Annotated in this window: 15 protein-coding genes; 10 read left to right on the plus strand and 5 right to left on the minus strand. The window is 38.6% G+C overall.

Features of this window, described 5'->3' with window-relative positions:
- The first annotated feature begins 102 nt into the window (after window positions 1–102).
- Window positions 103–861, plus strand: coding sequence for a hypothetical protein (locus NQT69_RS03780; RefSeq protein ID WP_256826372.1), 759 nt, complete (start codon window positions 103–105; stop codon window positions 859–861).
- A 32-nt stretch (window positions 862–893) separates the two neighbouring features.
- Here the strand turns inward: NQT69_RS03780 and NQT69_RS03785 are convergent, their stop codons facing one another.
- Window positions 894–2,186, minus strand: coding sequence for an NCS2 family permease (locus tag NQT69_RS03785; RefSeq protein WP_256826373.1), 1,293 nt, complete (start codon window positions 2,184–2,186; stop codon window positions 894–896).
- Between the two features lie 127 nt (window positions 2,187–2,313).
- On the opposite strand from NQT69_RS03785, the gene NQT69_RS03790 reads away from it, so the two are divergent.
- The 3 genes from NQT69_RS03790 to NQT69_RS03800 all read left to right on the plus strand — a co-directional run bounded on the left by NQT69_RS03790 (window position 2,314) and on the right by NQT69_RS03800 (window position 3,914).
- Entirely contained in the window at window positions 2,314–2,769 is a 456-nt protein-coding gene (locus tag NQT69_RS03790; protein ID WP_256826374.1) for a tetratricopeptide repeat protein, read from the plus strand.
- Window positions 2,770–2,962: 193 nt separating this feature from the next.
- Window positions 2,963–3,397, plus strand: a complete 435-nt coding sequence (locus tag NQT69_RS03795; protein ID WP_256826375.1) for a SulA-like leucine-rich domain-containing protein — start codon at window positions 2,963–2,965, stop codon at window positions 3,395–3,397.
- A gap of 37 nt (window positions 3,398–3,434) precedes the next feature.
- Complete coding sequence (locus NQT69_RS03800) at window positions 3,435–3,914, plus strand: YchJ family protein (RefSeq protein WP_256826729.1); 480 nt, start codon at window positions 3,435–3,437, stop codon at window positions 3,912–3,914.
- Window positions 3,915–4,136: 222 nt separating this feature from the next.
- Here the strand turns inward: NQT69_RS03800 and NQT69_RS03805 are convergent, their stop codons facing one another.
- Entirely contained in the window at window positions 4,137–5,171 is a 1,035-nt protein-coding gene (locus NQT69_RS03805) for a GGDEF domain-containing protein (protein WP_256826376.1), read from the minus strand.
- Between the two features lie 365 nt (window positions 5,172–5,536).
- On the opposite strand from NQT69_RS03805, the gene NQT69_RS03810 reads away from it, so the two are divergent.
- The 6 genes from NQT69_RS03810 to NQT69_RS03835 all read left to right on the plus strand — a co-directional run bounded on the left by NQT69_RS03810 (window position 5,537) and on the right by NQT69_RS03835 (window position 11,353).
- Window positions 5,537–5,959 carry a hypothetical protein gene (locus NQT69_RS03810; protein ID WP_256826377.1) on the plus strand — a complete coding sequence of 141 codons (423 nt, stop codon included), beginning with the start codon at window positions 5,537–5,539 and terminating at the stop codon, window positions 5,957–5,959.
- 58 nt (window positions 5,960–6,017) lie between these two features.
- Window positions 6,018–6,410, plus strand: coding sequence for a YkgJ family cysteine cluster protein (locus tag NQT69_RS03815; protein WP_256826378.1), 393 nt, complete (start codon window positions 6,018–6,020; stop codon window positions 6,408–6,410).
- Between the two features lie 487 nt (window positions 6,411–6,897).
- Complete coding sequence (locus tag NQT69_RS03820) at window positions 6,898–8,229, plus strand: CmpA/NrtA family ABC transporter substrate-binding protein (RefSeq protein ID WP_372822932.1); 1,332 nt, start codon at window positions 6,898–6,900, stop codon at window positions 8,227–8,229.
- A 102-nt stretch (window positions 8,230–8,331) separates the two neighbouring features.
- Window positions 8,332–9,288 (plus strand): ABC transporter permease, encoded by a 957-nt coding sequence (locus NQT69_RS03825; protein WP_256826380.1) that lies wholly within the window; start codon window positions 8,332–8,334, stop codon window positions 9,286–9,288.
- 23 nt (window positions 9,289–9,311) lie between these two features.
- Window positions 9,312–10,145 carry an ABC transporter ATP-binding protein gene (locus tag NQT69_RS03830; protein WP_256826381.1) on the plus strand — a complete coding sequence of 278 codons (834 nt, stop codon included), beginning with the start codon at window positions 9,312–9,314 and terminating at the stop codon, window positions 10,143–10,145.
- 29 nt (window positions 10,146–10,174) lie between these two features.
- Complete coding sequence (locus NQT69_RS03835) at window positions 10,175–11,353, plus strand: alginate export family protein (protein ID WP_256826382.1); 1,179 nt, start codon at window positions 10,175–10,177, stop codon at window positions 11,351–11,353.
- A gap of 105 nt (window positions 11,354–11,458) precedes the next feature.
- Here the strand turns inward: NQT69_RS03835 and NQT69_RS03840 are convergent, their stop codons facing one another.
- From NQT69_RS03840 to NQT69_RS03850, 3 genes are all read right to left on the minus strand, one after another.
- Window positions 11,459–12,190, minus strand: a complete 732-nt coding sequence (locus tag NQT69_RS03840; protein ID WP_256826383.1) for a glutaredoxin — start codon at window positions 12,188–12,190, stop codon at window positions 11,459–11,461.
- Between the two features lie 659 nt (window positions 12,191–12,849).
- Complete coding sequence (locus tag NQT69_RS03845) at window positions 12,850–13,488, minus strand: hypothetical protein (protein ID WP_256826384.1); 639 nt, start codon at window positions 13,486–13,488, stop codon at window positions 12,850–12,852.
- A gap of 250 nt (window positions 13,489–13,738) precedes the next feature.
- On the minus strand, window positions 13,739–14,320 hold the full coding sequence (locus NQT69_RS03850; RefSeq protein WP_256826385.1) for a TetR/AcrR family transcriptional regulator: 582 nt from the start codon (window positions 14,318–14,320) through the stop codon (window positions 13,739–13,741).
- Window positions 14,321–14,334 lie beyond the last annotated feature (14 nt).

Genomic DNA, 14,334 nt, shown 5'->3' on the forward strand with positions numbered 1-14,334 from the left:
GAAAGATATTTTTATTTACGATAACCTGCGCAAAACTACCCTGTTGGCATATATTTAATGTAAGATAAAAAATATTAACTTATAAAACCAGAGACCTAAACCATGATCGTTTCTATTATTATTATGTTGATAGTCGCACTTATTGTTATTGCCCTATGGGTAAGTGCTGTACAACAACATAAAGAGAAACAAGAAGCTGAACGCCGTAAAGAGCTCACAAAACAAAAAAAGATCATTGAAGAATCTGAAGACGTACTGCTCAATAGCGCTAATATTCCTATGTCAGAGAGTGCTTACCGTGTCATTCAACGCCGTATATATGATGCACTAACTTCCATGGTGCAATTATCACCAACTTCAAAAGAATTAAAAAATCGATTGAATGAAGCAAAAACCCGTATGTCATCTGCGGTCGATACCAGTAAGTCCGAGAGCCTTGCATTACCGGATAACGACAAACAGCTCATCGCACTGATTCAAGGCATTAAAAAATTGCGAGCCGTGCTACGTTCAGAGCACGGCAAAGGCAAAGTCGACAGCCAAATATTTGTAGCTGAAGATAAACGATTAGAAAAACTACAGCTGAAAATAAATATTGAAAGCCAAATTAAACGAGGTTTATCAGCACGCTCAGCAAATATGGTGGGCTCAGCACGCCAATACTTTGAAAAAGCCTATGCGACCGTCTCTTCGGTAGCTCATAGTGACGATTATATAAACTCAAAAAGGCAAGAACTTGAAGGCTATTTAGAAGAAATTAGTACCGAACTAAAAGTATCTAACGCAACGGCCTTAAAAAAGAAAAACGAACAAGAGCAAGACGACTTAGACGTTTTATTTGCACCAAAGAAAAAGTGGTAAACCACTTTTTCTTTGCTCCGCAGCCAAGCTAATTACGATAACACTGCAAACTTAATCACAAACATCACCGTTAATACCCACACGCTAATGCTTATTTCATCACGCTTAGAGCATAATAACTTTACTGCCGTATAAGAAATAAAACCAAGCGCAATACCGTGCGCAATAGAAAAAGTTAATGGCGTCATAAGCAATACCACACTGACTGGAATGGCATCAGTCATATCATCCCAATTCACAAATTTTAGGTTTTGCAACATAAGCACCGCAACATATAAAATTGCTCCAGCGGTCGCATACGCTGGCACCATTCGCGCAAGCGGTGCAAAGAACATCATTAATAAAAAACAAATACCCACTACTACTGCCGTTAGCCCTGTTCGTCCACCGACAGATACACCCGCGACTGATTCAATATACGATGTAGTGGTTGACGTTCCAAGCATTGAACCGGCAATTGTTGCCGAACTGTCTGCACTTAACGCGCGACCTAAACGCGGCATATTACCTTTTTCGTCTGCAAGCCCTGCCTTTTGCGTTACCGCCACGAGCGTCCCAGAGGTATCAAACAAATCAACAAACAAAAAAGCAAAAATAACACTGAGCATAGATAACTCAAACGCAGCAGCAAAATCTAACTGCATAAAAGTAGGCGCAATTGAAGGCGGCATTGATACCACACCTTGATAGTCAACTAAGCCTAAGCCCAGCGCAATTAAGGTAACCGCTAAAATACTAATTAACACACCACTTTTAAAATCACGATAAAGTAATGCTGCAATCACAAAAAAACTAAAAATAGCTAACAGAGGGCCGGCAGCTGTAATATCACCTAGTTGCACTAATGTTGCGGGGCTGGCAACAATGATCCCTGCATTTTTGAGTGCAATAAGCGCTAAAAATGCCCCTATTCCCGTGGCAATTGCTTGTTTGAGCACTAAAGGGATTGCATTGATTATCCATTCCCTCACTTTAAACAAACTTAAAAATAAGAAAATACAGCCAGACATAAACACAGCACCCAATGCGGCTTGCCATGTGTAGCCCATGCCCAGCACAACACCATAAGTAAAGAAGGCATTTAGTCCCATTCCGGGTGCAAGTGCCAATGGATAATTAGCCCAAAAGCCCATGATAAAACAGCCAATAGCAGCTGCAATACAAGTCGCAACAAAAGCCGCTCCTTGATCCATTCCGGCTTCAGCTAACATAGCTGGGTTTACAAACACAATATAAACCATGGTTATAAATGTAGTTAATCCAGCAATACACTCTCGACGAACAGTCGAATCGTGAGCTTTGATTTTGAATAACGCGTCAAGCATAATAATATTTCAATCAACAAATAAATAATTATGTAATTTTACCATAGATTTTAGTAATAACAGGACAAATTACCTTGTATTAGACTAAACTTATGCTGTGAATGAAAACAATAACATGCGTGGTATTATGACAGATACATCTCCAAGCGGGCTGGACCTCGAACAACAACTAGATAATGTATTATCGTTTATTACTCAACCAAGTAATACTGTACAAAATGAAGGTAAAGCTGACACGCCTGATAACGTCGTCACTAAAGCGCTATATTATTTAAAAAACGAACAACCTCCCCTTGCGGCAAAATGGATGCGCCTTGCAGCAATGGCAGGTAATCATCGTGCACAATTTTACTTGGGGTTATTTTTTATAAAAGGACAAGGCGTACCACAAAGTGTATTTCATGGTGCTGTATGGCTTAGTCTAGCCAGTAGCCAAGGCTATGAACCAGCCACAACCGCTTTAACGGATTTACGCAAACACCTAACAACTAAACGTTTTCAAGATGCAAAATGCTATGCAGCAACACTGTATGAACAAATTCATCAACAGCAGTTTCAACATTTAATTCCTTCGGCTCCATAAAGTGAGCCAACACTTCTTCTATACAAAGTAAGCCATAACAAACTGTAATATATAACAATATTAAATTTCCGCGTTTTCTTAAAACCTATTAACGGTTAAAAATCGTTTAAAAAATAACAAAAAACACTTGCACAGAACAACTGTATAAACTACTGTATACACATACTGTATAAACAACCAGTGAGTGAAAGTTATGTTACAGCCAATTACCGTAAGAACTGTTAAAAGCTACCAACAAGATAACCAAAGTGCAGCGGTTAACTTGATTCAAATTGAAGATGAGATCTCAGCGACATTTGAATTATTAAAAGTGCTTCACCATTACAATAGCCAAAATGCCTGGACGCTATTGATTGCACCAGACCATGTGCCGAGTAAAGCACTGCTTGACTCATGCTCAATTGACACTTCAAAACTACTTGTGATCAGACAAAAACACTTAGTAAACTTAGAGTATGTATTAAATTCAGCACTTCATAATGGCAACTTTGCTGCTGTGATCACCTGGACTGATATTGTAAAAGACAATCAGCTTGCTGATTTATCAATCAATCTAGAACAAGCCAGTGCAAAATTATATTGTTTTACCAAAACCAAACAACCAACTGAGTTAGCATTAGCACAGTAAGCTGTTAAAATATCATTTTATCTCTTTGGTAAACATGATGACTTCACTCACGCAAAGCTTATGCTTGTGTAATAGCCAATTGAGTTACGCAGACTGCTGTGAAAAACTACACTTAGGCTCAACGCAAGCAACAAGCCCAGAGCAACTAATGCGTTCACGTTATGTTGCATATGCACTAAACAATGCAAGCTATGTCTATCAAACATATGCGCAAGAAAAACAAGCAGAAAATCCAATAACAGAAATCGCTGACTTTGCTGGTAGCTGCCGCTTTAGCAACTTAAATGTTATTTCATCTGAGCACGATTCAAACACAGGAATCGTTGAGTTTTGCGCTAGCTATTTTTACCAAAACTTGTATTGCCAACTGCATGAAAAATCAAGGTTTATAAAAGAAGATGGGCTATGGCGCTATTTAGACGGCGAGATATTCCCAACAACCGATATTAAAGTTGCTCGTAACGACGAGTGCCCTTGTGGCAGTGGTAAAAAGTATAAAAAATGCCATAGCAATTAACAAATTAAACTAAAGCAGTATCAGTTAAAAGCAAACATAAACATTTCTTAATGCTTAACTCAATATTAGAGCTACTCTAAAAAACGCCACCTAAAGTCTATTACGATAGCTTTTTACCAGCCCGATTTCGCTTATTAGGCTTGAAGAGTACTTCACAAAAAATGGACTAAGCTATAAAAGTAAGGAGCAAATAAGCTCCTAGCAATGGTTTAGTCATGGCGTTTATGCGATTTCTACGCGATTTTTACCATGGCTTTTAGCCATGTATAATGCTCTATTAGCACGCTCTATTAGCCCTTGTGGTAATTGATCCTCATCAAATAATGCGACACCACAACTGACTGAAATATAACGCACGGCAGTACCGGTTTTTTTACCTTTCACAGAAAGTTCACCGATTGATTGTCTCAGGTTTTCAGTAAAACTCAGCACTTGAGGTACATCTTTAAAAACACCTAATATACAAAACAACTTACCATCGTAACGGTAGGCATTTATCGAGTGGTTACAAACACTTTTTAACTTATTAGCCACCACTTTGAGTACGTCATCAGCTTTTTGATGACCAAAATCAGCATTAAACTTCTTAAAGTAATCAATATCAATGAACACTAAAGATAATAAGCCTTGTTTAGAAACATGCTCTGTAAGCAATCGTTTTATATCAAAGTTAAAACGTGTTCGATTACTCAGCTCAGTTAATGAATCTAAGTTAGCCACTTCTTGAGCACTCATCAGCGTTTGCTTTAACGTTGATATCTCTTTATAAGCAACTTCTAAACGGCGTTGAAATGTATGCGCTTTATGCTGCATAGAGGCAGACTCTTCACTCAGGCGACTCACTATACTGAGCACTTCATCGTATGATGCTAGGCTATTATGTTGAATGTCATGTAATCCAGCATTACAGCTGTTTAAAAAAGCGGTAAATTCTTGTGAGCTTGCTAAGGTGTTATCAATATCACCTTTGACCTGTGAAATTGAATCTTGAAAATCACTCGAAATCTCATAAAAAACAGAAAGATCTTTTTCTGTTAAAAACTCGTCAAATAACACTTTAGCTTCAGCAGGTGGGCATGTTTGGTGTTGTTCTAATATGCTGTCTAAACGCAGATTAAGCTTTAAGTTTTGACCAAGGGCATAACAATACCAAATCGCATAATTAATAGGCGTATAAGGTACTTTATAACTAGACATCATCGGGATCACTTTTTTCAAGTGCGCTGCCGATTGTGATAGTGATGTGTTTGTATCCATATGTTTTACTACTCATTTATTAAACAACCAAATTAATAATTTGGGCGTATGGAAGATAAATCATATTGATAATTGCATTTAATTGGCTAACTTAAAACAAAAAACCATCCAAAAACATTAGTTTTAAGGAAAAAACAGTAAATATCATGTAAACAAACAAAAACAGTAATACAAAAAACCTAAACAAGGGAACGGATATTAAGTGCTGTCAAATTACAGAACGCCCACTTAATAAGCTAGCAAACTTGATTTATACTGAAGCTATCGCTACTATTTCTAATGCTTTAGAGCTCAAAAAAAGGTAAAGCTCAACCCTTAAGAACTAGTAAAATAGAGATTTAGCGTAAGCACAACAGAGGAAGTATATGTTAGCAAGACATGGAGATATATCATTTACTTGGAACCACGATACTTTTGAAGTTAATGTTCAAGGCGGCTTCAATCAAGAGTCTCTTGCATATCATATTCCGCGGCTTCAAGCTGAAGTATGCAATAGACAAGTAAATACTTGGAAGCGCTTAGAAGTGTGGGATCAAGAAGTACTTGGCACCCCCGAAGCTGTAGCAGCCGGTAAACTTATTTATGATTGGTATACTGATCATGGCTGTATCGCTACAGCAGTTGTAATATGTAACTCACTGCAAAGACAACTTATTAAAGATATTTTTAAAAGTTCAGCAGCCGTTTTTACCGATATAGAGCAAGCCAGACAATGGCTAAAGCAAACTGACCTCCATAGTGCCAATACGCAAACTGATGAACTACAAAAAATGGTCTCGTTTATTTAACTGACTTAAGTTACCGTTACTGTATAGTAGGCTGATAATTTCATCATAAATTTAATTAATGAAAGACTGCAATCAGTGTGGAAAGTGCTGTATTAAATATGGCGGCGGCGACCTTAATGTCAGCCAAGAAGAAGTTGATTTATGGGAACTCTTTAACCCTGATATTTTTGCATTCGTTAAGAATTATCAAATATGGCATGATCCAAAAACAGGCGAGAAGTTAACTCAATGCCCATTCCTTACTATTACACCGCAAAATAACCCACACGCAGTAAATAAATACACTTGCAGCATATATTTAGACAGGCCCGAAGATTGCCGACATTACCCCAGCCTCATCAGTGAAATGGTCACCGATGAATGTGAAATGATTGAAATCAGTGATTTAGAGAACTACAAAAAAGCACAAAAAAAGCTCGATAATCTAATGCAAGATAGCCGCAAAGTTTAGTCTCTATTGAACTAGCTCAACCTACCTAGAACCCTAATTACCCAGTATTAAAATGGCTCAAAAGGTGCATTGAGCCGCTCACTACTCGCTTTTACTCACTTTTGCACCAGCATAAAGCATTAGACTTTCAACGATGATCCATTATAGCTAGATTTTAGCAGTTTGTTTTATTAACAAAAAAGTAACACTTTGTATTTTATAGATATTAATTTATTGGCACTAACTATGCTTCATCTGTGCAAATTAGTCTTTTAATTAGTCGCTTTATTCAAGCTTTTAATTAATTTCAAACTAATTTAACAATTTATTTCGTTAAAGCTAATCGCAATGCTAAGAAGCATTTGTTTTTAGTTTGGCATCGTAGCCCACAGCAATTCAGATTTGTTCTGCATTGCTGTGGGCTTTTTTTTTGGAGAAAAAAATGTTGAAAGTACCATTAGAGAGTCATTGCAAAAGAATATGTCAGGCAGTCATCGTTGCTACTTGTATGAGTGCATCAATGCTCACGACGCCGTTACATGCAACTGAGTTAGGATACCCAGAAAAAGAAGAACTAACGTTTGGCTTTATTAAGCTAACAGATATGGCACCAATAGCTATTGCCTATGAAAAAGGCTTTTTTGAAGAGGAAGGCCTGTACGTCACTATAGAAGCACAAGCTAACTGGAAGGTTTTACTCGACGGCGTAATTGATGGCCGCCTCGATGGCGCTCATATGCTTGCAGGGCAACCAATCGCTGCAACTATTGGCTATGGAACAAAAGCTGAAATTATTACCCCTTTTTCGATGGACTTAAATGGTAATGCTATTACCGTATCGAATGAAATTTGGGCCCAAATGAAAGGTAATATCCCCAAACAAGCAGATGGTAAACCTGTACATCCAATAAAAGCAGACGCATTAAAACCAGTGGTAGAAAAATACCTTGATGCAGGTAAGCCCTTTAACATGGGAATGGTTTTCCCAGTGTCAACCCATAACTATGAACTGCGTTACTGGTTAGCTGCAGGTAACATTCACCCTGGTTTTTACGCCCCTCATAAAGGAGATACATCAGGCAAAATTGATGCTCAAGCATTGCTTTCTGTGACCCCTCCACCACAAATGCCTGCCACTATGGAGGCTGGTACTATCTATGGCTACTGCGTTGGTGAGCCATGGAACCAGCAAGCCGTATTTAAAGGTATTGGTGTACCCGTTGTTACCGATTATGAAATATGGAAGAACAACCCTGAAAAAGTATTTGGTATCACTAAAGCATTCGCAGACAAATACCCAAATACCACTATTCGTTTAACACGTGCATTGATCCGCGCAGCAAAATGGCTAGACGACAATAACAATGCCAATCGCCCTGAAGCTGTAAAAATATTGTCACAATCAAACTATGTTGGCGCTGATTACGACGTAATTGCAAATAGTATGACGGGCACATTTGAATACGAAAAAGGCGACAAACGTTCAGTGCCTGATTTCAATGTGTTTTTTCGCTATAACGCGACCTATCCATACTACTCAGATGCAGTTTGGTATCTAACTCAAATGCGTCGCTGGGGACAAATTAGCGAAGACAAACCAGACAGCTGGTACAAAGACATCGCTGCAAAAGTCTACCGCCCAGATATTTACATGAAAGCAGCTCAATCATTAGTTGACGAAAAAATATTATCAAAAAGTGATTTTGCCGATCTTGCAAATGAAGACGGTTACCGAGAGCCCCAAAAACACTTTATCGACAACATAGTTTATGACGGAACAACGCCAAACGCCTATATCAACAAATTTAAAATTGGCTTAAAAGCTGGCGACAAGCTTTAACCTTTACATCTACTTAAATAAACAATAATGCATTGCTTAGCAGTGCATTAAGGAATAATGATGACAGCGACATTAAGCAAAAAAACGGTAGGAGCTCAGCCTATGTCTATAAAGGCTCTGTTCACTGCATTTTTTACTACAAAAGCAAAAGCCATAATCTTACCTTCTGTAGGGATTGTGTGTTTCTTATTATTTTGGTCGTTAGCAGCAAGCAGTATCGACACCTCTCTTGGGAAATTTCCTGGACCCAGTGCAGTAGCAACACAAATAAGTAATTTAATAGATGAACACAATACTGAACGCGAAAAAGAAACCGCGTTCTATATCCGCCAAGAGCAAAGGAATCAAGCTCGAATGGCAAAAGATCCAAGCTATGAGCCAAAAACGCGTGCATATACAGGTAAAGAAACCTTTTTAGATCAGATAATCACAAGTTTACTTACTGTGTTAAGTGGCTTTTTACTCGCCGCCATAATCGCCATACCTTTAGGTATAGCAATTGGCTTGAGCAAAAACCTAAATATGGCTATCAACCCTATTATTCAAATTTTTAAGCCCGTTTCTCCCTTGGCTTGGCTTCCTCTGGTGACCATGGTCGTAAGTGCCGTGTATGTGTCACCAGAGCCTTTATTTGCAAAATCATTTATTAATTCACTGATCACCGTAACGCTTTGCAGCATATGGCCAATGGTGATCAACACCTCTTTTGGTGTGGCTTCAATGAATCAAGATTGGGTTAATGTAAGCAAAGTACTAAGCCTACCAAAACTTGTACACATTCAAAAAATAGTCATACCCGCTTCAATCCCAGCCATTTTTACCGGCATGCGCATGTCATTAGGTGTCGCTTGGATGGTATTGATCGCAGCAGAAATGTTGGCGCAAAACCCAGGCCTTGGGAAATTTGTTTGGGATGAATTTCAAAACGGCAGTTCACAGTCACTCAGCCGTATTATGACAGCCGTCATTGTGATTGGTCTGATTGGTTTTATGTTAGACCGCACCATGTTGCAGCTACAAAAAAAGCTCTCTTGGGACAAATCAAGCGCACAACGTTAGTCACAACATACTGAGGAAATAAAATGAGTATAATTTTAGATATCAGCAAAGTAGACATGGTTTTTCCCACACCAAAGGGAGACTTCACCGCATTAAAAGGGGTTGATTTACAGATCAAAAAAGGCGAGTTCATCTCTTTAATCGGTCACTCTGGGTGTGGTAAATCAACGGTACTAAATATTGTTGCCTGCTTACATAAAGCCACCAAAGGCGGCGTGTTATTAAACAACAAAGAAGTGACAGAGCCCGGCCCTGAGCGAGCTGTTGTATTTCAAAACCATTCATTATTACCTTGGCTCAGCTGTTATGAAAATATCGAATTAGCAGTAAAACGTGTATTTAAAAATGAAATGACGCCAGCGCAAATGACTCAATGGATAGAACACAACTTAAACCTAGTGCATATGGATCATGCCAAAGACAAGCGTCCAGACGAAATATCAGGCGGTATGAAACAGCGAATAGGTATTGCCAGAGCCCTTGCTATGAAACCTAAAGTACTGCTAATGGATGAGCCCTTTGGTGCCTTAGATGCGTTAACCCGCGCTCATATGCAGGACTCTTTGATGGAAATTCAGCAAAAGCTCAATAACACCGTGATTATGATCACACATGATGTTGATGAAGCCGTTCTATTATCAGACCGCATAGTAATGATGACTAACGGCCCTGCCGCTACGATTGGTGAAATACTCGATGTTAACCTCCCCCACCCGAGGGACCGTTTAGCTCTGGCAGAAGACCCTGAATACAACCGCTTACGCTCTGAAGTACTTACTTTCTTGTACGAAAAACAGCGCAAAGTCGAAGCCATAGCAACACCAACGAAAAAACAAAAACAATCTGACGTCGCATAAAACTATAAATCGAACTTTACGGAAACAACATGAACAATCAATTTAAATTATCAAAAATAACCACGCTGATATTACTAACTGCTGTGTCTGCCCCCCTGTATGCTGACAACGAAGCAAAAACTACGCTAGACTTTAACCTCCGCTATGAAGGGGTACAACAAGATAACCTATTAAAAGACGCATCCGCATTAACACTGCGTTCGCGTTTAAATTTTACCAGCGCCAGCTATAAGGGCTTTTCTGGAGTTATTGAATTTGAAGACTCACGCCAAGTTGCAGACGTTGATAGCTACAACGATACCTTAGGTAATAACCCTCTTTATTCTGTTATTGCCGACCCGCAAACAACCGAGCTTGACCAAGCATTTATAAAATATCAGTCTGCTAAATTCAGTGCTATGTTAGGCCGCCAAGTGATTGCACTTGATAATCAGCGTTTTGTTGGCCATGTTGGCTGGCGACAAGATAGACAAACGTTTGATGCTTTAACTTTTAATGCCAATCCAATGACCAATTTAAATGCAAGCTATAGCTATATCAATAAACGTAACCGTATTTTTGCACAGGAAAAAGACCTTCATTCTAACGATCACCTTTTAAACCTTAGCTATAAAACTGCTTTTGGCACGTTGAGCGGCTATAGTTATTTACTCGAAGTAGATGAAGGTGCAGATAACAGCCTAGACACCTACGGCATAAACTTCAAAGGAAAAAAGGATAAGTTTACCTATTATGCAGAGTTCGCAACACAACAATCACAAACCAGCACAACAGACTATTCAGCGAACTATTTTTCTATAGAAGGTGCATATAGTTTTAATGCTATTACAGCCAAAATTGGGGGTGAGCTATTAGGCAGTGATGATGCGATGTATGGCTTTTCAACACCACTTGCAACATTGCACAAATTCAACGGCTGGGCTGACCAATTTTTAACAACCCCAAATCAAGGCCTCGTCGATTTATACGCCTCGGTATCAGGTAAAGCTTTTGGCGGAAAATGGACCTTTACTTATCACGACTACTCTAGTGATGAAGCAACCGAGAATGTAGACGATCTTGGCAGTGAAATAAACGCGGTATACAGCAAAAAGTTTGCAAAAAACTATACCGCGGGTGTCAAATACGCCATGTATTCTGCCGGTGACGCTGCGGCGGGCAAAGTTGATACAGATAAAGTATGGCTTTGGATAGCCGCCAAATTCTAAAGCACCAACTCGCGTAAAGCAAAACTCTATGCGAGCTCACTTTCGCCAGCACTAAAGAACTTACCAGCACAATACATCACTTGCACGCCCCTTGTATTGTGCTATTTATCTAACAAGCATCCATATACCTGCCGCAATCATAAATAAGTTTTCTGTTAATGAAATAAAACCTAATGGCACATTACTATCGCCACCTACGCAAGCGCATTTTAGCTCGCGTTTATCTATATACACCGCTTTGAAAACAGAGATCGCCCCCACAGTACCAATTAGTAAAGAAATAGGTGCAACAAAATAAGCCGATAAACCAGCCACCATACCAATTCCCACAAATGCTTCTAAAAATGGGTAAATATAGGCATAAGGCACCACTTTCATCGCCAGCAAATCATAGGTTATAAACGAGTTGCTAAAGCTATATAAATCTTGCAGCTTTTGAATCGCAAGTACAGCCATCGTCAAGGCCACAAAAAGCTCTGCAGTAACCATTGACACTAAGCCTCCAGTAATCGAATAGCTAAATGCCAAACTCAATAAAAAAGTAACTGCAAATATTGCCAGCACAGGTGTATAACTAATGCCATGCTGACCCGCTTCTGATTTATTAAAAAATGCCCTCAGTTCGTCGTAACCACCAATACGATCACCTGCAATAAATGTTTGTGGCGTGGTTTTTACATCATATTGCTTTTTAAATTCATCAGTCTGCTCACGGGTAGTCAATAAACAGTCATCAACCTTGTAGCCTTCTCGCGTTAGTAAATCTTTTGACTTCAGGCCAAATGGACAAATATGTTCATCTGTCGCCATTCTAAAAAGCTGTGCTGACTTACTCATTTTATTTGCTCCTTTTAATATTTTAACATTGAAAATAAAGCTGGCACTGTGTGCTATAAGCCTAAATAGCGAACTGATAGGTATATTATTCAAACAAGACTGTAGCTATTACATCGCAGAGCTTAAAAATCAGCTTTATCTATGCATTTCACGCTGATATTTAAACTTATTCAAAAACTATACCGTAGCATTGCAGAGCAGCGAGTAAAGACAGCAAACTCGAAACCTATTTGATGTAATCATCTATTACAGACACTGTTTTAAAGGGTATAAACAAAAGGGACTAACATAGCACTAGGCAATGACTATTTAGCGTCACTGAGTGATATTTGGATCAATTTTCATTACGGTAGATGAACCGACATTTGCTCAGCGAAATTGATAGGAATGAATTTATTTTGGCAGGTTAAATCAGGCTTGACTCCTTACCTAATGAAAGAGCCATAACAATTTACTGTGGGTGTATAATACATATTAGATCACAGTAACCCAGTGGATTAAAGGTTAAAAAACAATCAAGTCAAATGTGTAGAGTCAGTTCCTAAAAAGAGTAACCCCACAACCTCAACGCCTAAATAACAGGCTAAAATAAGCGACGAAGGAGCAAAAGCCAGCTGTGTCCTTGTTGATTTTCTTGTTAGGAGTATTGTGCGTACCTTTTAGCGTTGCATAAAACTCTTTATTAACTCAATAGCTTGAGGATGAAGTTCATCAAATATAGTATTCATTAACTTTTCGATTTCATAGCTTCTAAACTGTTCATCCAGATCTTCTTTACATAAACGAGCTTTAGAGCGCTCTGAAAGTAAACCACTATCAACCCGAACAATTCTACGATGTTTCGACACATTTGAGATATGCTCAAGTTCTCTATATGAATCAGATCCCCTTAATGATTTTATTTTCTTTACACTATCCTTATGACTTTTAGATTTTTCGCAGAATTCAAGGATAGTATTCCAGTTTAAATAACGGGATTCAGAATCTTTGTTTACTTCAATAAGTAAATTTAACAAGTACGGGATAGATTCAATTAATGCATGGAATGCTCTAAAAAAGGCAAAACAGTGAGCTTCAAAAGCAATTCGGTAATATTGAGGGTTTAATATTTTCTCATTATTAAGCTCACCTTGAGTTGCAGAGAAAAACAAATTGTGTTCTTTTATGTATTGTTCGTAATGATAGCGACAATAATCGTCTTGATAACCAAGACTCCTAAATGCCACCTCAAATCTTGTCTTACGCTTATCATCTAGATCAGGGCTTAAACACTCACGCAAATCTTGAAGTTTAACCACTGAAATGCTCCTAACAATTTTATAGTGCGCGAAGAGCGGATCTTTCTGCCGATGCCACGCTCATGTATTTATAAATCTATTTTTAACAAATAACATAATGTATTGCTAACTATAATTTTTTTATTGTTGCTAAAGATATTCGTAATAAAAAATGAGCTGTCGTTAAACTTAAATTTTGCTCGCAGTAAAAAAAATTTTTGCCTGTCCTATTTACTATTACCGAATTCTTCACATATTTATTTAAAATAAACTACTTTCGAAACCCCGTCATTAGCAATCTGAAAGCTTTTATTGCCTTAGGAAGATCTTCTCTTGGTTTTGTACTTGCTGCCACCCACAATGCCGCATTCAAAGCAGCTCCGTTTATTAGGCTCGCGGCTGCTTCAGGATCAACCTCCTTCAATACCTCTGAACTTATGAGCTTTTCTAGCTTATGGCAGGTTGAATGGAAACAGCCACTTTGACTTGGCCACTTAGAAGGATCGCCTAAAAAGGCAGGCCCATCAAGAAGAACTATTCGCTGAATCTCAGGTACAAGTGCCATTTCAATATAAGCAATTCCTTCAGTCACTAAGCCATCCCACTCATTTGCACATTGCTCACCCTGAGCTTTGGCATGTGATGCCATTTCCGAATCAATTTGCTCTACGACAGCTTCAAGAAGCCCCAGCTTACTACCAAAACTATGGTAAAGAGCACCTCTTGTTAATCCAACGCTTGATGTTAAATCGTCCATAGAAGCATTAGCAAACCCTTTCTTTGCAAAAGCTTTTCTAGCCGCTGAAATTAACTTACTTTTATTTTCAGCCATTTTTTCTAGGCGTTTGTTCATTTTACCTCCTAAGT

The sequence above is a fragment of the Pseudoalteromonas shioyasakiensis genome (genome assembly GCF_024518675.1).
Classification (GTDB): Bacteria; Pseudomonadota; Gammaproteobacteria; order Enterobacterales; family Alteromonadaceae; genus Pseudoalteromonas; species Pseudoalteromonas shioyasakiensis_B.

Coding starts and splice junctions, on each gene's coding strand:
- NQT69_RS03780 (WP_256826372.1), top strand. CDS start 103: ATGATCGTTTCTATTATTATTATGTTGATAGTCGCACTTATTGTTATT.
- NQT69_RS03785 (WP_256826373.1), bottom strand. CDS start 2,186: ATGCTTGACGCGTTATTCAAAATCAAAGCTCACGATTCGACTGTTCGT.
- NQT69_RS03790 (WP_256826374.1), top strand. CDS start 2,314: ATGACAGATACATCTCCAAGCGGGCTGGACCTCGAACAACAACTAGAT.
- NQT69_RS03795 (WP_256826375.1), top strand. CDS start 2,963: ATGTTACAGCCAATTACCGTAAGAACTGTTAAAAGCTACCAACAAGAT.
- NQT69_RS03800 (WP_256826729.1), top strand. CDS start 3,435: ATGACTTCACTCACGCAAAGCTTATGCTTGTGTAATAGCCAATTGAGT.
- NQT69_RS03805 (WP_256826376.1), bottom strand. CDS start 5,171: ATGGATACAAACACATCACTATCACAATCGGCAGCGCACTTGAAAAAA.
- NQT69_RS03810 (WP_256826377.1), top strand. CDS start 5,537: ATGTTAGCAAGACATGGAGATATATCATTTACTTGGAACCACGATACT.
- NQT69_RS03815 (WP_256826378.1), top strand. CDS start 6,018: ATGAAAGACTGCAATCAGTGTGGAAAGTGCTGTATTAAATATGGCGGC.
- NQT69_RS03820 (WP_372822932.1), top strand. CDS start 6,898: ATGAGTGCATCAATGCTCACGACGCCGTTACATGCAACTGAGTTAGGA.
- NQT69_RS03825 (WP_256826380.1), top strand. CDS start 8,332: ATGTCTATAAAGGCTCTGTTCACTGCATTTTTTACTACAAAAGCAAAA.
- NQT69_RS03830 (WP_256826381.1), top strand. CDS start 9,312: ATGAGTATAATTTTAGATATCAGCAAAGTAGACATGGTTTTTCCCACA.
- NQT69_RS03835 (WP_256826382.1), top strand. CDS start 10,175: ATGAACAATCAATTTAAATTATCAAAAATAACCACGCTGATATTACTA.
- NQT69_RS03840 (WP_256826383.1), bottom strand. CDS start 12,190: ATGAGTAAGTCAGCACAGCTTTTTAGAATGGCGACAGATGAACATATT.
- NQT69_RS03850 (WP_256826385.1), bottom strand. CDS start 14,320: ATGAACAAACGCCTAGAAAAAATGGCTGAAAATAAAAGTAAGTTAATT.